The sequence below is a fragment of the Microbacterium sp. NRRL B-14842 genome (genome assembly GCF_050470785.1).
Genome location: NZ_JBFLUM010000001.1, coordinates 1,040,185 through 1,062,622, shown reverse-complemented (window position 1 = coordinate 1,062,622; position 22,438 = coordinate 1,040,185). Strand labels below are relative to the sequence as shown.

Sequence of the window (22,438 nt, the reverse complement as noted above, 5' to 3'; positions counted from 1 at the left end):
GACAGGATCAGCTCCCGACCGGAAGGCCTGCCGAGATGAGCGCCTCGTGACCGCCCCTCCACCGTCGGTTGCCGCGACCGCCACGGGGCCGGCTCCGGGTGGGCATCGTCTCCCGCCCGTCCTCTCCTCCGCGTCCGGCGTCCCCCGGCCGCCGCGCGACCGGCGAAGGCTGAAGGGCATCCTCGCCGGCGCCATCGGCACGGTCGTGGTGTTGACCGGTCTCGGCATCACGCAGCTCGTGGCGAACCAGGGATACGACGAGGCCGCCAGCGGGGTCGAGGACGCCACCCGATCGGTGACCGCCCAGCAGACGGAACTCCGACAGCGGACCGCCGATCTGATCGCGGCGACGGACGCCGGGCATGTCATCATCGACACCGGCGCGCCCGCCCTCGCCGTTCCCGAGGACCTCTGGGCGGCCCTGGACTCCGCCGTGGCGGAGGGCGAGACCACGGGCGGCGAGGCCGAGGACGTCCTCGCGACGCCGCTCCCGGCCGACGAGACGAAACCCGGCTGGTTCTGGGACCTCTTCGCCGCGACGAGCCGTCTCGCCGAGGACCAGAGCATCCTGCGCGACGTCGCCGAGTCGATGGACAGCGCCTCCACGTCCGCCGCCGCGAGCGTGGACGCGGTCCGGACGAACGGCGTGGCCGTGCTCACCACCGCGGCCGAGGCCGCCGGCGCCTTCGAGAGCGCGCATCCGTCGACCCGCAACGCCGCCGTGATCGCTCTGCGCGGAGCCGCCGCGGATGCTCTCGCCGTCACTGAGGTCGACGACGCGGCTGCGGCCGCCTACGTCGCCCTGCAGAAGGCAGCCACCGATGTCGTCGCGGCCGAGGACGCGGAGCTCGCGGAGAAGGCGGGCCCACTGCGGAACGCCCGGCTCGAGATCGAGGCCTTCGCCCGCTCGCTCGCGCCCGGCGTCCTGTTGGAGTTCGACTGGGCACCCGTCGTCAACGGCGCCGGGTACAACGGCAGCATGGGCGGCTACACCACCTGGTGGTGGGACGAGCCGGGACGCGCGGTCATCGAGCTGTCGAACTCGGTCGCGGAGCAGTGGCCCGCAGAGCGCAGCAGAGCGCTCGTCGCCCACGAGGTCGGTCATGCCATCAGCGTGAAGTGTCAGGACATGTACGACTCGTCCACGCAGGACAGCATCGAGAAGTGGGCGACGGCCTGGGCCATCAGCATGGGCTTCACGGACGACGCCAACGGCGTGTGGGCCTACGGGTATCCCCCGCAGAACTACATCGACGCCGCGGCCGACTGCCGCTGAGGCGGAAGAAGCCGCCGTGATCACCACGGCGGCTTCTCCTCTCGCTCAGTCGGCGGTCACTGACCCCGACGCTCGCGCAGCTGAGTGAGGGCATCCTCCAGGAGCTGGACGGCCTCTTCGTCCGTCCGGCGCTCCTTCACGTAAGCGAGGTGCGTCTTGTACGGCTCGGCCTTCGCGACGGCGGGAGGGTTCTCCTTGTCGCGCCCGGCCGGGAGACCCGACTGCGGGTGGTCGATGATCTCCGGGATCTCCTCCTCGGGGAGGCCGGCGGCGAAGTAGCGCACCGTCTCGTTGCCGAGGCCGTCCCAGTACGACACCGCGATGCGGTCGGCGTGATAGCCGTGGTCCTGCTCCCCCATGGGACCGGAACCGACACGGGTACCGCGGATCGCGTTTCCACCGGTAGCCATCAGATCACCTCGAACTTCGTGATGAGGCCGAGCGCCACGATGGCGATGAACCACGTGAGCGCCAGGACGACGGTGAAGCGGTTCAGGTTCCGCTCCGCGAGACCGGAGGAGCCGACCGCAGTGGTCATGCCGCCGCCGAACATGTCGGACAGGCCGCCACCGCGACCCTTGTGCAAGAGGATGAGGAGAGTCAGCAGGACGCTGGTGATGCCCAGCACGACCTGCAGGACGAACTCGAGAATTGCCACGGAAAGAGCCTTTCGCTGGGGCCGGAGCGCCCCCGTAACGGTCAAGTATACGGTGCAGCGGGGCCGGAGCCCCGCCGCACTCACACGCCGACGTGCTTCTCGAAACGGATGATCGCCGCGAACTCGTCGACGACGAGGCTCGCGCCGCCGACCAGAGCGCCGTCCACGTCGGGCTCGCGCATGAAGCTGGCGATGTTCGCCGCCTTGACGGAGCCGCCGTACAGGATGCGGGTGCGCGCAGCCGCCTCGTCGCCGAGGACCTTCGCGATCACGCCGCGGAGTGCCGCGCACACATCCTGCGCCTGCTGCGGCGTGGCCGCCTGACCCGACCCGATGGCCCAGACCGGCTCATACGCGACGACGATGTCCGCGGAGGGCGAGACGCCCTGCAGCGCGGCCTCGAGCTGTCCGGCCGGAACCGCGCTGGCGCCGAACTTCTCCAGGTCCTCCGCCGTCTCACCGACGCAGATCACCGGGGAGAGGCCGTGCTTGAGAGCAGCCTTCACCTTGCCGGCCACGATCTCGTCGGACTCGGCGTGGTACTCGCGACGCTCGGAGTGCCCGATGATGACGTACTTCGCGTCGAGCTTCGCCAGGAACGCGCCGGAGATCTCGCCGGTGTACGCCCCGGAGTCGTGCGCCGAGACGTCCTGCGCACCGAACGCGAACGGGATCTTGTCCGCGTCGATCAGCGTCTGCACACTGCGGATGTCGGTGAAGGGCGGGAAGACCGCCACCTCCACGGATCCGTCCTCGTGCTTGGCGTCCTTCAGCGTCCAGTGCAGCTTCTGCACGAACGCCACCGCCTGCAGGTGATCCAGGTTCATCTTCCAGTTGCCCGCGATCAGCGGAGTACGGGAGCTCACGCCCATCCGAGGACCTCCAGCCCAGGTAGTTTCTTGCCCTCGAGGAATTCGAGGCTCGCGCCGCCGCCGGTCGAGATGTGCCCGAACTGGTCGTCGGTGAATCCGAGCTGACGGACGGCTGCGGCGGAGTCGCCGCCACCGACCACGCTGAGGCCGTCGACCTCGGTCAGCGCCTGCGCGACCGCCTTCGTCCCTGCGGCGAAGGCCGGGAACTCGAACACGCCCATCGGGCCGTTCCAGAACACGGTCTTCGATCCGCGGATGACCTCGGCGAAGCGTGCCGCGGTGTCCGGCCCGATGTCGAGGCCGATGCCCGACGAACCGAACGCCGTCTCCTCGATCGCGTCCGCGGGGGCCACCTCGTGGTCCGCGTCGGCACCGAAGGACGCGGCGACGACCACGTCGGTGGGGAGCACGAGCTCCACGCCGCGCTCGGCCGCCTCGGCGATGTATCCGCGCACGGTCTCGAGCTGGTCCTCCTCGAGGAGGCTCGACGCGACGGCATGCCCCTGCGCCTTAAGGAAGGTGAAGAGCATGCCGCCGCCGACCAGGATGCGGTCGACCCGCGGGAGCAGGTGCGAGATGACTCCGAGCTTGTCGCTCACCTTGGACCCGCCGAGCACCACCGCGTACGGCCGCTCCGGATTCTCCGTCAAGCGGTCGAGCACGTCGAGCTCGGTCGCGATCAGGACGCCGGCCGCCGAGGGCAGCAGCTTCGCGAGGTCGTAGACGCTCGCCTGCTTGCGGTGCACGACGCCGAAGCCGTCGGACACGAGCACGTCGCCCAGCTCCGCGAGCTGGGCCGCGAAGGCACCACGCTCTGCCTCGTCCTTCGAGGTCTCCCCCGGGTTGAAACGGAGGTTCTCGATCACGACGACCTGGCCGTTCTCGAGGGACGCCACGGCGTCCTTCGCGGCTTCGCCGACCGTGTCGCCCGCGAAGGCGACCGGTGCGCCGAGCAGCTCGGACAGTCGCTGCGCGACCGGCTCCAGGCTGAACTGCGGATCGGGTGCGCCGTCGGGGCGTCCCAGGTGCGAGCAGACGACGACGCGGGCGCCCGCGTCGATGAGGGTCTTCAGGGTCGGCAGCGAGGCGCGGACACGGCCATCGTCCGTGATGATCCCGTCCCGCAGGGGGACGTTCAGATCACAACGGACGATGACGCGCTTGCCCTCGAGCGAACCCAGTGAGTCCAGGGTGCGCAGAGTCATGTGTCGGAGCTCAGATGCGCTCGGCGACGTACTCGGTCAGGTCGACGAGACGGTTGGAGTAGCCCCACTCGTTGTCGTACCAGCTCGACACCTTGATCAGGTTGCCGCTGACGTTGGTGAGCGTGGAGTCGAAGATCGACGAGTGCGGGTTGTGCACGATGTCGCTCGACACGATCGGGTCCTCGTTGTACTGCAGGTACCCGGCCAGACGACCCTCGGCCGCGGCCTTCTTGTAGGCCTCGTTGACCTCGTCCACCGTCAGGTTCTCGCGGTCCGTGATGAGCGTCAGGTCGACGATCGAGCCCGTGGGGACCGGCACGCGGTAGGACGAGCCGCTGAGCTTGCCGTTCAGCTCGGGCAGCACGAGGCCGATGGCCTTCGCAGCCCCCGTCGAGGCCGGCGTGATGTTGATCGCGGCGGCGCGGGCGCGGCGGAGGTCCTTGTGCGGGCCGTCCTGCAGGTTCTGGTCCGCGGTGTACGCGTGCGCCGTCATCATGAAGCCGCGGTCGATGCCGAAGGCGTCGTTGAACACCTTGGCCAGCGGCGCGAGGCAGTTCGTGGTGCAGGAGGCGTTGGAGATGATGTGGTCCGTCTCCGGGTTGTACGTCTCCTCGTTCACGCCCATGACGATGGTGCGGTCGTCACCGGTGGCCGGAGCCGAGATGAGGACCTTCTTCGCACCGGCGTCGATGTGCTTGCGCGCGGCGTCGGCGTTGGTGAAGAAGCCGGTCGACTCGATGACGATGTCCACGCCCAGCTCGCCCCACGGGAGGTTGGCGGGGTCGCGCTCTGCGAAAGCCTTGATCTCCTTGCCGTCGACGGTGATGCTGTCGTCGTCGTACGTGATCTCGGCGTCGAGGACGCCACTGACCGAGTCGTACTTCAGCAGGTGCGCCAGGGTCTTGTTGTCGGTGAGGTCGTTGACCGCGACGATCTCAAGGTCTGCTCCCTGCGCGAGAGCTGCGCGGAAGTAGTTGCGTCCGATGCGGCCGAAGCCGTTGATACCGATCTTGACAGACACTCAGGTCTCCCTGTTTCTCATGCGCCGAGCGCCGCCGTCGAGCGTGCGCCATGCGCGGGTTTTTTGGCTGAGATGGCGCCCCGACGAGCCGTGGGCCCGCCGGGACGCGACCCGATTACGACAGTACCAGCAGGCCGTTCGTCTGCTGACGGGCGACCTCGAGACGCTGCGCGACGTTCTCCCAGTTGGCGATGTTCCACGCGGCCTTGACGTAGTCGGCCTTCACGTTGAGGTAGTCGAGGTAGAAGGCGTGCTCCCACATGTCCAGCTGGAACAGCGGGATGGTGCCCTGCGCGGTGTTCGACTGCTGGTCGAACAGCTGCTGGATGATCAGGCGCGAGCCGATCGAGTCCCAGCTCAGCACTGCCCAGCCGGAACCCTGGATGCCGGTGGCGGCGGCGGTGAAGTGCGCCTGGAACTTCTCGAAGGAGCCGAAGTACTCGTCGATGGCTGCCTTGAGCTCGCCCTCGGGCTGGCCGCCGCCGTTCGGCGAGAGGTTGGTCCAGAAGATCGAGTGGTTGACGTGCCCGCCGAGGTTGAAGGCGAGGTCCTTCTCGAGCTTGTTCACGTTCGCGAGGTTGCCGCTCTCACGGGCCTCGGCGAGCTGCTCCAGGGCCGTGTTGGCGCCCGCGACGTAGGTCGCGTGGTGCTTGTCGTGATGCAGCTCCATGATCTTGCCGCTGATGTGCGGCTCGAGAGCGGCGAAGTCGTAGGGAAGGTCGGGGAGCGTGTAGGTTGCCATATCGCATTCATCCAATCCGCGCCGCGCCGCGGCGCTTGCCGATGCTCCGCGTCGCCGATGTGCGACGGAGAGCGGACGACTTTCATCCTACTGACGACAACGCACCGGGTGTCCGGATCCTTCCGGGGGTTGACACGCCGTCCGGGAGACGGTGGCAGCCGGGTCAGACGTCGAGCCCCGCGGGGACGGCGGCCTCGGTCCCCGGGATGCCCTCCTGCTGCGCGCGCTTGTCGGCCATCGCCAGCAGGCGGCGGATGCGGCCGGCCACGGCGTCCTTCGTGAGCGGAGGGTCGGCGTGGTGGCCGAGCTCGTCGAGGCTGGCGTCGCGGTGCGCGAGGCGGAGCTCGCCGGCCACGCGGAGGTGATCGGGCACCTCATCCGCCAGGATCTCGAGGGCGCGCTCGACCCGGGCGCATGCCGCCACGGCGGCCTGCGCGGAACGGCGGAGGTTCGCGTCATCGAAGTTGACGAGACGGTTCACACCGGCGCGCACCTCACGGCGCTGCCGCAGCTCCTCCCACGCGAGAGCGGTGCGCTGGGCACCCATCTCGCTGAGGATGGTGCGGATGGCCTCCCCCTCGCGCACGACGACGCGAGGAAGCCCGCGGACCTCACGCGCCTTCGCGGCGACACCGAGGCGGTGGGCCGCGCCCACGAGTGCCATGGCCGCCTCGGACGACGGGCAGGCGACCTCGAGCATGGCGGAGCGGCCCGGCTCGCTGAGCGAGCCGGCGGCGAGGAAGGCACCGCGCCAGAGTCCGGCGACCTCGGCGCGGGAACCCGTGGTGAGGCGGTTCGGGAGCCCGCGGACCGGGCGGCGTCGCTGGTCGAGAAGCCCCGTCTGGCGGGCCAGCGTCTCCCCCTGCGCGATGACGCGGACGGCCCACCGGGCGCCGTCGTTGGCGGTGCTCGACTGCACCTGGGCGATCTCCGGACGGACGCCGTAGATCTCGGCGAGGTCTCGGGCCACACGACGGGCGAGGGTCTCGGCATCCACCTCCGCCTCCACCGCCACCCGGCCGGCGATGGAGTGCAGGCCACCGGCGAACCGGAGGATGGCCGTCACCTCAGCGACGCGCACCGTGGGGGGTGCATTGCGGATGCTGACGAGCTCAGCCTTGACGTCGGTGGTTAGTGCCACGAGACTCCTTCACGTTCACGCGCCGGGTCGCGACGCAAACCTCCAGCTTACTCGGTCGGGGGCCTATTCCCTGCCGAGGTCACGGTGGCGGACGTTGACCGCGACGCCCGGGATTCCCGCCAGTCGACGGGCGAGCTCCTCGGACATGGCGACCGAACGGTGCTTGCCGCCCGTGCACCCGATGGCGATCGTGGAGTGGCTCTTGTTCTCGCGCTGATACCCCTCGAGGACCGGCACGAGAGCCTTCGCGTAGGCGTCGAGGAACTCCTCCGCGCCGTCGCGGGAGAGCACGTACTCCCGCACCGTCTCATCCTGTCCGGTGAGACCGCGCAGGTCTTCATTCCAGTACGGATTCGGCAGGAAGCGCATGTCCGCCACGACGTCCACATCGGTGGGAAGCCCGTATTTGAACCCGAAGCTGAGAAGCGTGACGCGGTGCCGGGCCTCGCCCTCCTCGGAGAAGATGTCGGACACCTTCGTCGCCAGCTGATGGATGTTCAACGCCGTCGTGTCGATCACGAGGTCTGCGGCCTCGCGGATGGGCGCCAGCCGGGTGCGCTCGATGCGGATGCCGTCGAGAAGCGTCCCGTCGCCCTGCAGAGGGTGCGGACGACGCACCGCCTCGAAGCGTCGGACGAGCACGTCGTCGGAGGCGTCGAGGAAGAGCACGCGGATCGATCCACGGGTGCGCAGCACTCGCGCCACGCCGGGGAAGTCGTCGAAGAGGTTGCGACCGCGCACATCGACGACCGCGGCGACCTTCGGCAGCGAATCCCCGCCCATGCCGGTGAGGTCGAGCAGCGGTCGGAGGATCTGCGGCGGCAGGTTGTCCACGACGTACCAGCCGAGATCCTCCAGCGCGTTCGCCACCGTGGTGCGACCGGCGCCGGACATCCCGGTGACGATGAGGAACTCGCCCTTCTCCCCGTCAGACATCACTCACTGCTCCTTCTCCCCCTCGGCCTCCCAGCCTAGCGAGTGGACAGGTGCGTATGGATGTTCTGAGCCAGCACCGGGCCGATCCCCTGGACCTCCTGGATCTGGTGGGGTTCGGCGGCGCGCAGCGCGGTGACCGAGCCGAAGTGCTTGAGGAGGACCTTGATCCGTGAGGCCCCGAGACCGGGGACCTCGGCGAGCACCGTCGTGATGTCCTTCTTGCGCTTCTTCCGCTGATGGACGATGGCGAAGCGGTGGGCCTCGTCACGAAGCCGCTGAAGCAGGTAGAGCGATTCGCTGGTCCGCGGAAGGATGACGGGGAAGTCGTCGCCGGGGAGCCAGATCTCCTCGAGGCGCTTGGCGATGCCGCACACGGCGATCTCGGTGTGCCCGGCGTCGCGGAGGGCCCGAGCGGCGGCCTCGACCTGGGGCTGCCCGCCGTCCACGAGCAGCAGCTGCGGCGGATAGGCGAAGCGAGGCTTGCGGCGCACCCCCGCCTCGCCGACGTCTTCCGCGACCACCTCGTCGGTGGTGGGATCGACGGTCTCCTGCTCTTCCGGGCGGTCGAGGTAGGCGAGCCGACGACGCAGCACCTGGTACATGGAGTCGGTGTCGTCGGTCGTCTCCGCGATGTTGAAGGTGCGGTACTGGTCCTTCCGCGGAAGACCATCTTCGAACACGACCATGGACGCCACGACATTCGTGCCGCCGAGGTGCGAGATGTCGAAGCACTCGATCCGGAGCGGCGCCTCCTCCATACCCAGCGCCTCCTGCAGATCGGTGAGCGCCTGGGTACGGGCGACGTAGTCGCTGGTACGCCGGGTCTTGTGCCGGATCAGCGCCTGCTGCGCGTTCAGCGTGGCCGTGCGCATGAGATCAGCACGCTGACCACGATGCGCCACCGCGATCTCGACCTTCCGGCCTCGGCGTTCCCGCAGCCACACCTCGAGCTCGGACGCATCGTCGGGGAGCACGGGCACCAGGATGCGACGCGGCACGTCCTGAGCTTCCCCGTACGCCTGCTGGAGAACCTGCTCCACGAGCTCTCCGCCCGCGATGTCGATCTCCTTCTCGATCGTCAGAGCACGCACGCCGCGGACACGACCTCCGCGGATGACGAAATGCTGCACGGCGGCCGCGAGTTCGTCCTGGGCGATACCGAACAGGTCCGCGTCCTCGTCCGCGGGCAGCACGAGAGCGCTCTTGCCGAGCACGGCCTCGATCGCCGAGAGCTTGTCGCGGTACTTCGCCGCCGCCTCGTAGTCCATGGCGGCCGACGCGGCGAGCATGCGCTGGGTGAGTTCCCGGGTGAACCGCTCGTCGCCACCCGCCATGAAGGCGACGAAGTCGTCGACCATGGCCCGGTGCTCCTCGATCGACACCGTCATCGAACACGGCCCGCCGCACTTGCCGATCTGCCCCGGGAAGCACGGGCGTCCCGTCTGCATCGCCCGCTTGTAGCTCGCGTCGCTGCACGTGCGGATCGGGAACGCCTTGATCATCAGGTCGATGGTCTCGTGCACCGCCCAGACCTTCGGGTACGGGCCGAAGTAGCGGGCGCCGGGGATCTTCCTGTTCCGGGTCACGAGCACGCGCGGCGCCTCGTCCCCCATCGTCACGGCCATGAACGGGTACGACTTGTCGTCCCGGTACTTGACGTTGAACGGCGGATCGAACTCCTTGATCCACATGTACTCGAGCTGCAGCGAGTCGACGTCCGTGGGCACGACCGTCCACTCCACCGACGCCGCGGTCGTCACCATCCGGCGCGTGCGCTCGTGCAGCGTCCGCAGCGGAGCGAAGTAGTTCGACAGCCGCTGACGGAGGTTCTTCGCCTTGCCGACGTACAGCACGCGGCCGTTGGCGTCACGGAACCGGTACACCCCCGGGTCGGTCGGTATCTCGCCGGCCCGGGGTTTGTACGGCAGGACGTCGGCCATCAGCTGGCCTTCCGCGCAGAGCGCCCCTCACCCAGGATCTCGGCGAGGAACTGGCCGGTGTGGCTCTCCTCGACCCGCGCGATCTGCTCCGGCGTGCCGGTGGCGAGGATCGTGCCGCCGCCGGAGCCGCCCTCGGGACCGAGGTCGATCACCCAGTCGGCCGACTTGATCACGTCGAGGTTGTGCTCGATCACGATGACCGTGTTGCCCTTGTCGACCAGACCGTTCAGCACCTCGAGGAGCTTGCGCACGTCTTCGAAGTGCAGACCCGTCGTGGGCTCGTCGAGCACGTAGATGCTCCGACCGTTGCTGCGGCGCTGGAGCTCGGTCGCGAGCTTCACGCGCTGCGCCTCACCGCCGGAGAGCGTGGTCGCCGACTGCCCGAGGCGGACATATCCCAGCCCCACATCGACCAGGGTCTTCATGTAGCGGTGGATGGCCTGGATCGGCTCGAAGAACTCGGCCGCCTCCTCGATCGGCATCTCCAGCACCTCGGCGATGTTCTTGCCCTTGTAGTGCACAGCAAGGGTGTCGCGGTTGTACCTCTTGCCGTGACACACCTCGCAGTCCACGTACACGTCCGGGAGGAAGTTCATCTCGATCTTGATCGTGCCGTCACCGGAGCAGGCCTCACAGCGTCCGCCCTTGACGTTGAAGCTGAAGCGCCCGGGCTGGTAGCCGCGGACCTTCGCCTCGGGCGTCTCGCTGAAGAGCGTGCGGATGCGATCGAAGACGCCGGTGTAGGTCGCCGGGTTAGATCGCGGGGTGCGGCCGATCGGCGCCTGGTCGACGTGCACGACCTTGTCGAGGTTGTCGAGCCCGGTCACGCGCGTGTGCTTGCCCGGCACCGTCCGCGCCCCGTTGAGTCGCGAGGCGAGCACCTGGTACAGGATGTCGTTCACGAGGGACGACTTCCCGGATCCGCTGACGCCCGTGACCGCCGTGAGCACGCCGAGCGGGAAGTCGGCCGTGACGTTGCGGAGGTTGTTGGCGCGTGCGCCCACGACGCTCAGCATGCGCTTCTTGTCGATCTTCCGGCGCTTCGCCGGCATCGGGATCTCCCGACGGCCGGAGAGGTAGTCGCCGGTCATGGAGTCGGTGTCGGCGAGCAGCGCGGAGTAGGGCCCGGAGTGGACCACGGCGCCGCCGTTCACGCCGGCGCCCGGACCGATGTCGACCACCCAGTCCGCCGCCTCGATCGTCTCCTCGTCGTGCTCGACGACGATCAGGGTGTTCCCCAGGTCGCGCAGAGTGAGCAGTGTCTCGATAAGTCGACGGTTGTCGCGCTGATGAAGGCCGATGGAGGGCTCGTCCAGCACGTAGAGCACCCCGGTCAGGCCGGAGCCGATCTGCGTCGCGAGCCGGATGCGCTGCGCCTCACCACCCGACAGGGAGCCTGCGGAGCGGCTCAGGTTGAGGTACGACAGCCCCACCTGGAGGAGGAAGTCGAGACGCAGGCGGATCTCACGGAGCACCTGGGCGGCGATCTTGGCCTCGCGCTCGGTGAGCTGCAGCTTCTCCATGAACGCCCGGGCGTCGGCGAGACTGAGGTGCGAGACCTCGGCGATGGAGTGACCGTGCACCTGCACGGCCAGCACCTCGGGCTTCAGCCGGTCGCCGTTACACACGGGGCACGGGACCTCGCGGAGGTACTCGCCCCACCGGCTGCGCTGCGTGTCGGATTCGGCCTGCAGGTACTGGCGCTCGATGTAGGGCACCACGCCCTCGAAACCGGACGCGTACCGCATCTCACGGCCGTAGCGGTTCTTCCACTTGACGGTGACCTTGTAGTTCTCTCCGCGCAGCACCGCTTCCTTGACGTCGGAGTGCAGGTCCCGCCACGGGGTGTCGAGGGAGAAGTCGAGGTCTCGCGAGAGTCCTTCGAGCAGCCGCTCGTAGTACTGGAAGAGCCCCTTGCCCTGGGTGGTCCAGGGTATGATGACGCCTTCGCGGATCGAGAGGTCCTCGTCACCGAGCATCAGGTCCACGTCGACGGACATGCGCGTGCCGAGGCCCGAGCATGCGGGGCAGGCGCCGAACGGCGCGTTGAAGGAGAACGTGCGCGGCTCGATCTCGGTGAGGGTGAGCGCGTGTCCGTTGGGGCACGCCAGCTTCTCCGAGAAGGTCTGCCACGCGTCGTCGCCCTCGCCGTCCACGTAGTTGATCTGCACGACGCCGCCGGCGAGCCCGAGGGCGGTCTCCACGGAGTCGGTGACGCGCCCGAGGATGTCCGGCGAGGCGACGAGACGGTCGACGACCACGGCGATGTCGTGCTTGTAGCTCTTCTTGAGCGTCGGCGGCTCGGCCAGCTGGATGAGCTCGCCGTCGACGATCGCGCGCGAGTAGCCCTTCGCCCCCAGCTCGCGGAAGAGGTCGACGAACTCGCCCTTCTTCTGCGAGACGATCGGCGCCACGACCTGGTACCGGGTGCGCTCCGGAAGCTCCATGAGCTGGTCGGCGATCTGCTGCACCGTCTGGCGCTGGATCTTCTCGCCGCAGACCGGGCAGTGCGGCACGCCGATACGCGCCCAGAGCAGGCGCATGTAGTCGTAGATCTCGGTGATGGTGCCGACCGTCGACCGCGGGTTGCGGTTCGTCGACTTCTGATCGATCGACACCGCCGGGCTCAGCCCCTCGATGAAGTCGACGTCCGGTCGGTCGACCTGGCCGAGGAACTGCCGGGCGTAGGCGCTCAACGACTCGACGTACCGGCGCTGCCCCTCGGCGAAGATCGTGTCGAAGGCGAGGCTGGACTTCCCCGATCCGGAGAGGCCGGTGAAGACCACCAGCGAGTCGCGGGGGATGTCGATGTCGACGTTCTTGAGATTGTGTACGCGGGCGCCGCGGACACTGAGTTTTCCTGGGGAAGCAACGGGGACGATGGGCACCGAACAAGTCTACGAGGGGCCACGGACATCGGCTCCGAGAACGCCGTACGCGCCTGCTGCGGACGCCGCCGCGCCCGCCCGTCTCGCCGCACGGAGGGCGACCAGGATCCCGCCGAGCAGCGCCGCCGCGGCGAACGGAGCCAGGATCACGACCTCGGGGGTGTCCGGCCGCTCGGCGAGCAGCCAGACGCCGAACGCCAGCGGCTGCGCGATCAGCTGAACGGCGAGGAAGCGGCCGGCACTCGGAAGCAGGACGGACAGGGCCACGCGCGAGGAGAGCGGCACCACGAGGCTCAGCGACGCGCAGACATGCAGGGCGTGCACGAACAGCAGAGCCAGCGCGGTCCGGGAGGGATCCGGTTCCGAGAGGATCACGCCGAACGGGAGGCAGGCCAGCGCCACCCAGGCGGCGAGACTGCGGGGGATCGCGACGGCGACGGCAGCGGCGAGCACCGCGATGCCCTGCCACAGCGGGAAGGGGATCAGGAGCAGTGCTCCCCCGGCGGCCAGGGCGACCCCTGCCAGCCGGAGGACGGCCCCAGGGACCGCGACACCGGCGCGGAAAGAGCGGACGGCGCGAGTCATCGGCGCCCCGTCCCGCGACGCGCAAGACGGCGGGCGGCACGGCGCATCGCGGCATCGACACCACCGGACCACGGCACCACCTCGATGCCGGCATGTCTCAGCTCGGCCAGGACGTCGGTGCGCTCGGCGAGCAGAGTGCGCAGGGCGATCCGCTGCTCGCGACTGAGGCGGCTCTCCTCGGGAGTCGGAAGCACATCGACGGCGATGACGGCGTGGCCGGCGGCGCGCCAGCTGGTCGCCAGCCGTGCCGCCACCCCGTCGACGAACGTCGAGAGCACGAAGACGATCGACCCTGGCGGCACGGCCGGGGACCGCCGATAGGACGGATCGGTGCCGATGCCGGTCGCGGCGATCGCGCGGCGCACACGGGCGAGGTGCCGGGCGCCACCGCCGGAGGGCAGCGAGAGGCCGTCCGGAGAGAGCGCGTGATAGGCCACGCGGTCGCCCACGCCGATCGCCGCGGTGGCGATGGCGAGGGCCGCTTCCCGCGCGAGATCGAGTGAGGTCACTCCGGAGCGATCGGGGTCGCCACTCCCCCACGCGGCCACGGCGGCGCCGAGATCTTCGGCGGTGTCGATCGCGAGCACGACCGACGAGTCGCTCAGCGCGTCGTCCCTGCGCACCAGGAGATCTCCTGGTCGACGTGCGGCGCGGGCGGTCGCGCGCCAGTCGACCCGACGGAGCTCGTCTCCGGGGACGAAGGGCTGGATATCCCGGAAGTCGCCACCCTGCCCCGGGCGGGAACCCGGATGCGACCCGTGCAGTCCGGTGAGCCGCGGCGCCACCGGGAGGCTGCCGATCCGCACCGCGCGCGGCGGCGCGTTCCAGGCGAGCGCCGTCCGAGGGACGATATCGGAGACCCACGCGCCGTCGAGACTCGACCCCCGCAGGGTCACGGCGAGCGGCTCACTCGGACCCGAATGCTGCAGCACGCCGCGCGCCGTGAGACAGGCCGTTCCCGGTCGGACATCCACGAGACCGCTTCGCCGCCCGTCCTGATCCACGGCGATCTGCACCGCATCCGCCGCCAGCACCACATCCGCGGCGGTCTGCACTTCCGGGCGATCGACGCTGCCGACGGCGTGCGCGCGCAGAGCGATTCTCGCTTCTCCGGGGCTCGGGCGGCGGAGGAGCGCCCACGCGGCGGCCAGCGCCAGCGGCAGGCCGATGGCGACGATATCCGGACGGGAGAAGGCGAGCCCCACCGCGGCGATGATCGCCGCGCCGCCGATGCCGAGAGCGATGACCGGCGTCCGCCGCCAGGCGACCGCGGTCGCCGTCTGCACCGCCGCCTCGTCCGTCACGGGGCCGCCGCGACGGTCGGAGGCACGGCCGTCCGCGCCAGGGCCGCGTCGACGACCGTCCGCGGGTCCACTCCCTGTGCCCAGGCCTGCGGCGTCAGGGTCAATCGATGCGCGAGGACCGGCACCGCGACGCGCTTGAGGTCGTCCGGCCGTACATATGCCCGCCCGTCCAGCGCGGCGAGCGCGCGTCCGAGGAGGACGAGCGCCTGCGAACCACGCGGGGAGGCGCCGACGGCCACCGTCGCCGCCTCGCGTGTCGCCCGCGTGAGCTCGACACCGTATCGCACGACATCGCGGTCGACGTGGATGCCCTCGACCGCTGCTTGGATCCGCCGCAGGCCGTCGGCGTCCACTACGGGCTCGACCTCGACATCCGGGCTCTGCCGCTCCACACGGTCGAGGATGATCCGCGCTTCCTCCTCCGGCTGCGGGTACCCCACCGCGAGCCGCACCATGAAGCGATCGAGCTGCGCCTCCGGCAACGCGTACGTCCCCTCGTACTCGATCGGGTTCGATGTGGCGATCACGTGGAACGGACGCGGGAGCGGAAACCTGTTGCCCTCCACCGTCACCTGGTGCTCGGCCATCGCCTCGAGCATCGCCGACTGTGTCTTCGGCGTCGTCCGGTTGATCTCGTCCGCAAGCAGCAGTCCCGTGAAGATCGGACCGGGGCGGAAGGCGAAGTCCCCGGTGGAAGGCGCGTAGACGTAGGAACCGGTGACATCGCCCGGCAACATGTCGGGTGTGCACTGCAGCCGCCGGAAGTCCAACCCGAGCGCACCCGCGAGGCTGCGCGCGGCGAGCGTCTTGCCGAGGCCGGGAACGTCCTCGAAGAGCACGTGGCCGCCCGCCAGGATCGCGGCCAGCGCGATCGTCAAGGACTCGTCCATCCCGACGACGGCCGTCTTGACGCCCGCGAGCACGCGGCGTCCGACATCGGCGATCTGCGTGGTTTCGTCGGTGGTCATGTTGTCTCCTCCGTGTCGATGGGGATGCGGTCGAGGGCGTCGAGGACGCGCTCGATGTCCACGCGTTGCACTTCTCGCGCATGCAGGGAGGCGCGGACACCGTCTCCCAGCACCGCGTCGATACGCGGGTGGTCCTGAGGGTCATCGAGGTCGAGGCCGAGATGCGCGAGGCGCCGACGGACCACGCCCTGCACGCGTCGGACGACGACATGGCCCGCGACGCCGGTGCGGGTGTTGATCGCCCACGCCAACCGCGACACGTCCGAGCCACGGCCCTCCGCTCGGGGCGCCTCCGGCGGCCACACGACCACCTCGTCGACGAAGGCCTGGCGGGTGGCCGCGACGATAGCGAGCAGGATGAGGGTCCATGCGACGGCGAAGGGGGCGGGCACTCCGAAGGTGAGCATCACGACGAGAAGACCAGCGGCGACGAGGGCGCTGCAGAGAGCCAGGACGATCCTCCCTCTCATCGCCACCCCGCCTTGATGCCGCGAAGCGCGTCGGCGGCGCTCCGCCGGTCGCCTTCGTCTGCGATCAGCCCGCCGAAGCGCACCCGCTCATAGAGGCGTTGCAGGACCGCGACGTCCGCGGCGATGCCGTGGCGCCCGCCGATCACCCGGGCGGTGAATTCTGCCGGCGTCTCCGTCGGAGCGCGCCCCTGACCGGCGTCGGCGGCGGATTCCTCCAAGCCGATCCACGCCGCGACGATCGCGTCACCGGGTACTGGTCGTTCGCTGACCGTGCGAAGCGCATCGGAGACCCCGCGGCGGATGGTCACCTCGTCAGGGAGGATATCCGGCGACGTGGGGCTGGCACCCGGCCCGGCAGCCGCGGCATCGCGGCGTGCGAGCGGACGGTCCCGCCACAGCCGCACGAGGAATCGGAGGAGCTGGCGAACGACCACGACGACGAGCGCGAGGGCGGCCAGCCCCAGCACGAGACCGAAGACCATGCCGAGCACCTGCGCGAGAACCGGATCCCCCCACGATTCCGGAGGCAGCGGTGTCTCCGTCGCCGTCGGGGCGGGGAGCACGACGTTCTCCTGGGGCGGCGATGTGCTCTCGGCCTCCGTCGACGCGAACTGCGGGGTGCCCTGCACGGCCGCGGCGAACATGAGGAGACCGAACAGTCCGGCGACGGCGGCGAGGCCGAGGAGCATCGGCGGCCCCGGTCGACGCACGCGCTCCGGCGCGGGGACCGGAGGCTCGGGGCGCGACATGCCTCCCACCCTAGGGGTGCGCGTGCGAGCATCCGAGCTTCATATCGGGATGCCGCGGAACGGTCAGGGGTGGGCGGGGCGGGGCCCCGCGAAGGCGCCCAGTCCGTCCCGCAGTGCTGCCACCTCGTCGATGTCCATCCCCACGGCGGCCATCACCTGCCGCGGCACGTCCACCGCCCTGGCACGCAGGGCGGCACCGGCATCCGTGAGCGTGATCTCGAGTCGGCGTTCGTCCTCGCTGCTGCGCTGGCGGGCCACCAGGCCGTCGGCTTCGAGCCGCTTGACGAGGGGCGACGCCGTCGCGGGCTCCAGCGCGAGGTCGGCGGCGAGGTCGTTGAGGGATCGCGGAGCCCGCTCCCAGAGGGCGAGCATCACCAGGTACTGCGGATGGGTCAGCCCGAGCGGCTCGAGGATCGGCCGGTAGATCGCCACCACGTTCCGCGCCGCCGTGACCACGGCGAAGCAGAGCTGGTTCTCGAGGCGGAGCAGATCATCGGTGTCGGTCACGATCCCGACTATACATCTGCACGAATCATTAGTACACTAATCAACATGTCACGCGACTCCAGCCGGCCCCCTCTTCGCACCCGCATCCGCGAAGCGGGGGGCCTCTATGCCTGGGTGAACACCAACCTCGTGCGTCTGGCGGGCCCGGCCTCCGTCGGGCCCTACGAGAAGACGCCGCCGCCGAGCGCCGCGGAACGCGCCGAACGCGCCTGCCCGCTCTGCGGAGCACCGATGACGGAACACGAGATCGACCGCTCCGGGCCGAAGACCCTGGTGCACTGCCCGTGAACCGCTCGGGTCAGTCGCCGTCCGCGGTGGCGGCCCCCACTGACTCTCGGGCCATGTCGATCCACATCATCAGCGCCGCATCATCGGTGATCGCGGACGCGGCGACGTCGATCCAGCCCGACCCCATGGTGCGCGATCCCATCACGGCCCGCGCAGCACCCGGCTGGGTCACGGCGATGGCTCCGTTCTCCTCATCCACGCGGACGAGGAGCGTGCCGTCCTTCCGTGCTCCGACGAGGATGCGGCCCTCGTCGAGGAATGCCCTGGTTCCGAACATCCGCCTCTCCTCGATCGAGGGGTCAGCGCCGAGCAGCGCCCGGACTCGGTCCGCGAGTTCCTCTCCTGCCGCGTCCATCTGGTCTCCGTCTACGCGTGCCCGGCCCGCTCCATCGAGCGGAGCTCCTTCTTCATATCCTGCACCTCGTCACGCAGGCGCCCGGCGAGCTCGAACTTCAGCTCCGCGGCAGCGGCGAGCATCTGATCGGTGAGGTCCTGGATCGTGGCTTCGAGCTGCTGCGCTCCCTCGGCAGCGATGCCGGTGCGCCGCAGGTTCGGCGTGGGCGACTTGCCCTTGCCCGACGCACGGCCTCGCCCGGACATCAGCTCCGCCGTGTCCTGCCCCTCGCGCGCGAGCACCTCGGTGATGTCGGCGATGCGCTTGCGCAGCGGCTGCGGATCGATCCCGTGCTCTTTGTTGTACGCGATCTGCTTCTCGCGCCGACGGTCGGTCTCCTCGATGGCTTTGGCCATGGAGTCGGTCATGTTGTCCGCGTACATGTGCACTTCGCCCGAGACGTTACGCGCTGCCCGGCCGATGGTCTGGATGAGTGACGTCCCGGAGCGGAGGAACCCTTCCTTGTCGGCGTCGAGGATCGCGACGAGCGACACCTCCGGGAGGTCGAGTCCCTCTCGCAGCAGGTTGATGCCCACCAGGACGTCGTACACACCGGCGCGCAGCTCGCTGAGCAGTTCGACGCGGCGCAGGGTGTCGACGTCGGAATGCAGGTAGCGCACCCGCACGCCGTGTTCCCCGAGGAAGTCGGTCAACTCCTCGGCCATCTTCTTCGTGAGGGTCGTGACGAGGACGCGCTCGTCCCGCTCCACGCGAAGCCTGATCTCCTCGAGCAGATCGTCGATCTGTCCCTTCGACGGCTTGACGATGATCTCCGGGTCGACCAGTCCCGTCGGGCGGATGATCTGCTCCACCACACCGTCGGCGATGCCCATCTCGTACTTGCCCGGGGTCGCCGACAGGTAGACGGTCTGCCCCACGCGGTTCTTGAACTCGTCCCAGCGCAGCGGTCGGTTGTCCATCGCGCTCGGCAGGCGGAAGCCGTGGTCGACGAGCGTGCGCTTGCGGGAGGCGTCACCCTCGTACATGGCACCGATCTGCGGCACCGTCACGTGCGACTCGTCGATGACGAGCAGGAAGTCGTCGGGGAAGAAGTCCAGGAGCGTGTGCGGGGGCTCCCCCGGCATGCGCCCGTCCATGTGGCGCGAGTAGTTCTCGATACCGGAGCAGAAGCCGAGCTGCTGCAGCATCTCCAGGTCGAACGTCGTCCGCATCCGGAGGCGCTGCGCCTCGAGGAGCTTGCCCTGCCGCTCGAACTCCTTCAGCCGCTCCTCCAGCTCGTGCTCGATCGTGCCGATCGAGCGCTGGATGACGTCGGTGCCCGCGACATAGTGCGAGGCGGGGAAGATCGGCACGGCGTCGAGCTTCTCGATGACCTCGCCCGTCAGCGGATGCAACGAGTACAGCGCCTCGATCTCGTCGCCGAAGAGCTCGATGCGGATGGCGTGCTCCTCGTACACGGGGATGATCTCGATGGTGTCGCCGCGGACCCGGAAGTTGCCCCGCGAGAAGTCGACGTCGTTGCGGTTGTACTGCATCGCGATGAACTGACGGATCAGGGCGTCGCGGTCGTACCGCTCCCCCACCTGGAGCGCGACCATGGCGCGCAGATACTCCTCCGGCGCGCCCAGGCCGTAGATGCAGGACACGGTCGACACCACGACCACATCGCGGCGGCTCAGCAGGGAGTTCGTCGTCGAGTGGCGAAGGCGCTCGACCTCCGTGTTGATCGAGGAGTCCTTCTCGATGAAGGTGTCCGTCTGCGGGACATAGGCCTCGGGCTGGTAGTAGTCGTAGTACGAGACGAAGTATTCGACGGCGTTGTTCGGCATGAGCTCACGGAACTCGTTGGCGAGCTGAGCGGCGAGGGTCTTGTTGTGCGCCAGCACGAGTGTGGGGCGCTGCACCTGCTCGACGAGCCAGGCCGTGGTCGCGGACTTGCCTGTTCCGGTGGCGCCGAGCAGCACGATGTCGGTCTCGCCCGCATTGATGCGGGAAGCCAAATCGGCGATCGCCTGCGGCTGATCACCGGCAGGGGCGTACTCGCTGATGACCTCGAAAGGGCGGACACTGCGGGTGGGCTGCATACATCAAGCGTATGCCGCCCCTCCGACATCGGGGCCGGCGGGGTCGGAAGCCTCCGGCGGGCGGCTATCCTTCAGCGCGCACGGAGCCGGTCCCAGAGCGCGTCCGTCTGAACCAGGGTGTGCTCGATCGACCCCGAGGTGTCGATCACGACGTCGGCGATCGCGAGCCGCCGTTCGTCGGAGACCTGGGCGGCGATCCGGTCGCGCGCGGCCTCGGGGGTCATTCCGCGCAGGCCGACGAGCCTCTCGAGACGGACGTCCTCCGGCGCATGCGCGACGACGATCTCATCCCAGGGGTCATCGACACGAGCCTCCACCAGGAGCGGAACGTCGTACACGACGACGGCGTCCGGGTCGGCGGCGAACGCCGCGTCGAAACGGCGCTGGGACTCGGCCCGTACCGCAGGGTGCACGATGGCGTTCAACCGTGCGAGCCGGTCCGGGTCGGCGAACACCGTCGCTCCGAGGGCAGCCCGGTCGAGGGATCCGTCCTCGGCGATGACGGCGTCTCCGAACGTCCGTGCGATCATCCGGAACACCTCGGATCCGGGCGCTTGGACCTCGCGCACGATCTGATCCGCGTCGACGACGACCGCGCCGAGTTCGGTGAGCCGGTTCGCGATGGTGGACTTCCCCGACGCGATGCCTCCGGTGAGAGCGATGAGCGGCATCCGACCATCCTGCCACGCTCCGGGCCCGGGGCCGCACGACGCGGAAACGGAACAATCGGGAAAGCTTCGGCCCCTCTTGAGGAAGACTTGACAGTCCCCTGAGGTGTGCTGCGTAACGTCGAAACCATGACGAACACGGATGCCTCCACACGCCCTGACCGCACCGAGCGACGCTCCCGGCGACGCCCGATCATGGCGTTCGCGCTGGCCGTGCTCGCGACCGGCGGCATCGGCGCGGCGCTCACCAGCGCCGCGTGGACGGACAACACCTTCTTCAGCGCCCCCGCCGCGGGAGCCACCTTCAACCTCCAGGGTTCCGTCGACGGAACCACCTGGAAGGAGTCGGCGGCCAAGAACAGCATCGAGCTCGTCGTCCCCGCCGAGAAGCTGGCGAACCTGCTTCCCGGCGAGACCCGCACCATCAAGCTCTGGGTGAAGAACGTCAGTTCCGTCAACGCCGCGCTCACCTCCACCGTCGAGTACGCCCCCGGCACCACGGCGACCGACTTCACGGTCAAGCCGACCGCCACGATCACCGGACTCGCGGCGTCGCTGACCTCCTCGGGGTCCACCGCCACCGATGAGTTCGAGCTCGTCGTCACCACTCCGGCGGACTGGGCGACCAGCAACCAGGGCAAGACCGGCACGATCCTCGTCACGGTCTCCGCGACCGCGACCAACTGACCACCCACCGCCGCAGCCGAGACGAAGGACGAATCGTGGTGCAGCTCCTCCGCCGGCTCGCCCTGCCCGTTCTCTGGACGCTGGCCGTCATGGGGGTGGGCTGCGGCGTCGTCTGGGGCGCCACGGCCATCGGAGTCCTCCAGCCGCTCGTCGTGATCTCGGGCTCGATGGAGCCCGAGATCATGACGGGCGATCTCCTCATCGCCACGAAGGTCCCCGCCGACTCTCTGGAGGTGGGTGACGTCGTCAGCCTGCCCAGCGCGCTGACCGACTCCCTGGTCACCCATCGCATCACCGCCATCGAAGCCGCCGATGGCGCGCGCACCATCACCATGAAGGGCGACGCCAACGAGTTCTCCGACGCTCTCGACTATCCGGTGAGCGGCGACGTGTGGAAGCCGGCGGTGCAGCTTCCCGGGTGGGGAACCGCGATCATGCGGATGACGACGCCCGCTGTCGCCCTCCCGTTGCTCCTCGGGCTCCTGGGGCTGCTCGGTCTCAGCATGATGAGCCCCGTGGAGCACCCGGCGCGGAAGCCCCTGACGACGTGACCCCGGCGCGACGACTGGTGGTCCCGCTGGCCGGCTTCGCCTTCGCGGTGGTGGTCGTCTTCGTGTCGCTCGCACAGGCGAGCGTTCCCACCACCAGCGCGGCGTGGACGGACCGCGCGGTCGTCAAGGGAACGGTGACGGCGGCATCCGCCTGGTTGTCCCCGTTCACGGGGAACACGTGCAAGGCGTACAGCAGCCCCACGGCCGCCCCCACCACCTGCGCGATCACGGCGATCCGCTACGAGGAGATCAGCGACACCTCCGGCCACTTCTACATCAGCACGAACGCCCCGGGCGGGTCGCACCACGTCGACGTCGACGTGGATCTGAAGAAGGCGACGGGCCTTCCCCGGACGTGGACCTCGTGGAACGCTGCGGGGGTGCTCCCGGGCAGTCACGTCACGCCGGACCCCGCGTGGACGTGCTCCTCGTTGCCCCGGCTCACCGGACGCAGCCTCGACTGGCACCTCACCGACCTTCAGGTTCCCGTGACGCTGCACCGCACCACGGCGGACACGATCTGCACCTGAGCCTCCTGGGCGC

24 protein-coding genes are annotated in these 22,438 nt (G+C 69.3%); 5 read left to right on the top strand and 19 right to left on the bottom strand.

Annotation, left to right across the window (positions count from 1 at the left end; translation table 11 throughout):
• Positions 1-46 precede the first annotated feature (46 nt).
• Positions 47-1,276 (top strand): hypothetical protein, encoded by a 1,230-nt coding sequence (locus tag AB1285_RS05345; RefSeq protein WP_370428822.1) that lies wholly within the window; start codon positions 47-49, stop codon positions 1,274-1,276.
• A gap of 56 nt (positions 1,277-1,332) precedes the next feature.
• On the opposite strand, the gene AB1285_RS05340 is transcribed toward AB1285_RS05345, so the two are convergent.
• The 16 genes from AB1285_RS05340 to AB1285_RS05265 all read right to left on the bottom strand — a co-directional run bounded on the left by AB1285_RS05340 (position 1,333) and on the right by AB1285_RS05265 (position 17,262).
• Entirely contained in the window at positions 1,333-1,686 is a 354-nt protein-coding gene (locus AB1285_RS05340) for an RNA polymerase-binding protein RbpA (RefSeq protein ID WP_025105022.1), read from the bottom strand.
• Positions 1,686-1,934, bottom strand: coding sequence for a preprotein translocase subunit SecG (secG, locus tag AB1285_RS05335; protein ID WP_025105023.1), 249 nt, complete (start codon positions 1,932-1,934; stop codon positions 1,686-1,688). Before secG ends, AB1285_RS05340 begins: the two co-directional genes overlap by 1 nt.
• Before the next feature lie 80 nt (positions 1,935-2,014).
• A complete protein-coding gene (gene tpiA, locus AB1285_RS05330; RefSeq protein ID WP_025105024.1) occupies positions 2,015-2,806 on the bottom strand; it encodes a triose-phosphate isomerase in 792 nt (263 codons plus the stop codon).
• Positions 2,797-4,011 (bottom strand): phosphoglycerate kinase, encoded by a 1,215-nt coding sequence (locus AB1285_RS05325; RefSeq protein WP_370428823.1) that lies wholly within the window; start codon positions 4,009-4,011, stop codon positions 2,797-2,799. Before AB1285_RS05325 ends, tpiA begins: the two co-directional genes overlap by 10 nt.
• A gap of 10 nt (positions 4,012-4,021) precedes the next feature.
• Positions 4,022-5,032, bottom strand: a complete 1,011-nt coding sequence (gene gap, locus AB1285_RS05320) for a type I glyceraldehyde-3-phosphate dehydrogenase (protein WP_025105026.1) — start codon at positions 5,030-5,032, stop codon at positions 4,022-4,024.
• Between the two features lie 115 nt (positions 5,033-5,147).
• Entirely contained in the window at positions 5,148-5,774 is a 627-nt protein-coding gene (locus tag AB1285_RS05315) for a superoxide dismutase (protein WP_025105027.1), read from the bottom strand.
• Positions 5,775-5,937: 163 nt separating this feature from the next.
• Positions 5,938-6,915 (bottom strand): DNA-binding protein WhiA, encoded by a 978-nt coding sequence (whiA, locus tag AB1285_RS05310; RefSeq protein WP_187661744.1) that lies wholly within the window; start codon positions 6,913-6,915, stop codon positions 5,938-5,940.
• Positions 6,916-6,978: 63 nt separating this feature from the next.
• Positions 6,979-7,851, bottom strand: a complete 873-nt coding sequence (rapZ, locus tag AB1285_RS05305) for an RNase adapter RapZ (protein ID WP_187661745.1) — start codon at positions 7,849-7,851, stop codon at positions 6,979-6,981.
• A 35-nt stretch (positions 7,852-7,886) separates the two neighbouring features.
• Positions 7,887-9,791: an excinuclease ABC subunit UvrC gene (uvrC, locus tag AB1285_RS05300; RefSeq protein WP_370428824.1), complete on the bottom strand. Its 1,905-nt coding sequence runs from the start codon at positions 9,789-9,791 to the stop codon at positions 7,887-7,889.
• Entirely contained in the window at positions 9,791-12,679 is a 2,889-nt protein-coding gene (gene uvrA / locus AB1285_RS05295; RefSeq protein ID WP_187661747.1) for an excinuclease ABC subunit UvrA, read from the bottom strand. The genes uvrC and uvrA overlap by 1 nt, the downstream gene beginning before the upstream one ends.
• Before the next feature lie 9 nt (positions 12,680-12,688).
• Positions 12,689-13,264, bottom strand: coding sequence for a hypothetical protein (locus AB1285_RS05290; RefSeq protein WP_370428825.1), 576 nt, complete (start codon positions 13,262-13,264; stop codon positions 12,689-12,691).
• Positions 13,261-14,568 (bottom strand): DUF58 domain-containing protein, encoded by a 1,308-nt coding sequence (locus tag AB1285_RS05285; RefSeq protein ID WP_370428826.1) that lies wholly within the window; start codon positions 14,566-14,568, stop codon positions 13,261-13,263. The genes AB1285_RS05290 and AB1285_RS05285 overlap by 4 nt, the downstream gene beginning before the upstream one ends.
• Positions 14,565-15,536, bottom strand: a complete 972-nt coding sequence (locus AB1285_RS05280; protein WP_370428827.1) for an AAA family ATPase — start codon at positions 15,534-15,536, stop codon at positions 14,565-14,567. Before AB1285_RS05280 ends, AB1285_RS05285 begins: the two co-directional genes overlap by 4 nt.
• Complete coding sequence (locus AB1285_RS05275; protein ID WP_370428828.1) at positions 15,533-16,006, bottom strand: hypothetical protein; 474 nt, start codon at positions 16,004-16,006, stop codon at positions 15,533-15,535. The genes AB1285_RS05280 and AB1285_RS05275 overlap by 4 nt, the downstream gene beginning before the upstream one ends.
• Positions 16,003-16,755: a DUF4129 domain-containing protein gene (locus tag AB1285_RS05270; RefSeq protein WP_429977424.1), complete on the bottom strand. Its 753-nt coding sequence runs from the start codon at positions 16,753-16,755 to the stop codon at positions 16,003-16,005. Before AB1285_RS05270 ends, AB1285_RS05275 begins: the two co-directional genes overlap by 4 nt.
• A 63-nt stretch (positions 16,756-16,818) precedes the next feature.
• A complete protein-coding gene (locus AB1285_RS05265; protein ID WP_429977423.1) occupies positions 16,819-17,262 on the bottom strand; it encodes a MarR family winged helix-turn-helix transcriptional regulator in 444 nt (147 codons plus the stop codon).
• A gap of 45 nt (positions 17,263-17,307) precedes the next feature.
• Between AB1285_RS05265 and AB1285_RS05260 the strand changes: the two genes are divergently transcribed.
• A complete protein-coding gene (locus AB1285_RS05260) occupies positions 17,308-17,550 on the top strand; it encodes a hypothetical protein (RefSeq protein WP_187661753.1) in 243 nt (80 codons plus the stop codon).
• Positions 17,551-17,560: 10 nt separating this feature from the next.
• Here AB1285_RS05260 and AB1285_RS05255 read toward each other — a convergent pair whose 3' ends face one another.
• The 3 genes from AB1285_RS05255 to coaE form a co-directional block, all read right to left on the bottom strand.
• Positions 17,561-17,905, bottom strand: a complete 345-nt coding sequence (locus AB1285_RS05255; RefSeq protein ID WP_363588755.1) for a TfoX/Sxy family protein — start codon at positions 17,903-17,905, stop codon at positions 17,561-17,563.
• Between the two features lie 11 nt (positions 17,906-17,916).
• Positions 17,917-19,989 (bottom strand): excinuclease ABC subunit UvrB, encoded by a 2,073-nt coding sequence (uvrB, locus tag AB1285_RS05250; protein ID WP_370428837.1) that lies wholly within the window; start codon positions 19,987-19,989, stop codon positions 17,917-17,919.
• Between the two features lie 71 nt (positions 19,990-20,060).
• Entirely contained in the window at positions 20,061-20,660 is a 600-nt protein-coding gene (gene coaE, locus AB1285_RS05245) for a dephospho-CoA kinase (RefSeq protein ID WP_370428838.1), read from the bottom strand.
• Between the two features lie 126 nt (positions 20,661-20,786).
• Here coaE and AB1285_RS05240 point away from each other — a divergent pair, with 126 nt between their 5' ends.
• The 3 genes from AB1285_RS05240 to AB1285_RS05230 are packed head-to-tail and all read left to right on the top strand — an operon-like array spanning position 20,787 to position 22,425.
• A complete protein-coding gene (locus AB1285_RS05240; RefSeq protein ID WP_363588751.1) occupies positions 20,787-21,344 on the top strand; it encodes a hypothetical protein in 558 nt (185 codons plus the stop codon).
• 35 nt (positions 21,345-21,379) lie between these two features.
• A complete protein-coding gene (locus AB1285_RS05235) occupies positions 21,380-21,895 on the top strand; it encodes a signal peptidase I (RefSeq protein WP_187661758.1) in 516 nt (171 codons plus the stop codon).
• Entirely contained in the window at positions 21,892-22,425 is a 534-nt protein-coding gene (locus tag AB1285_RS05230) for a hypothetical protein (protein ID WP_187661759.1), read from the top strand. The genes AB1285_RS05235 and AB1285_RS05230 overlap by 4 nt, the downstream gene beginning before the upstream one ends.
• Positions 22,426-22,438 lie beyond the last annotated feature (13 nt).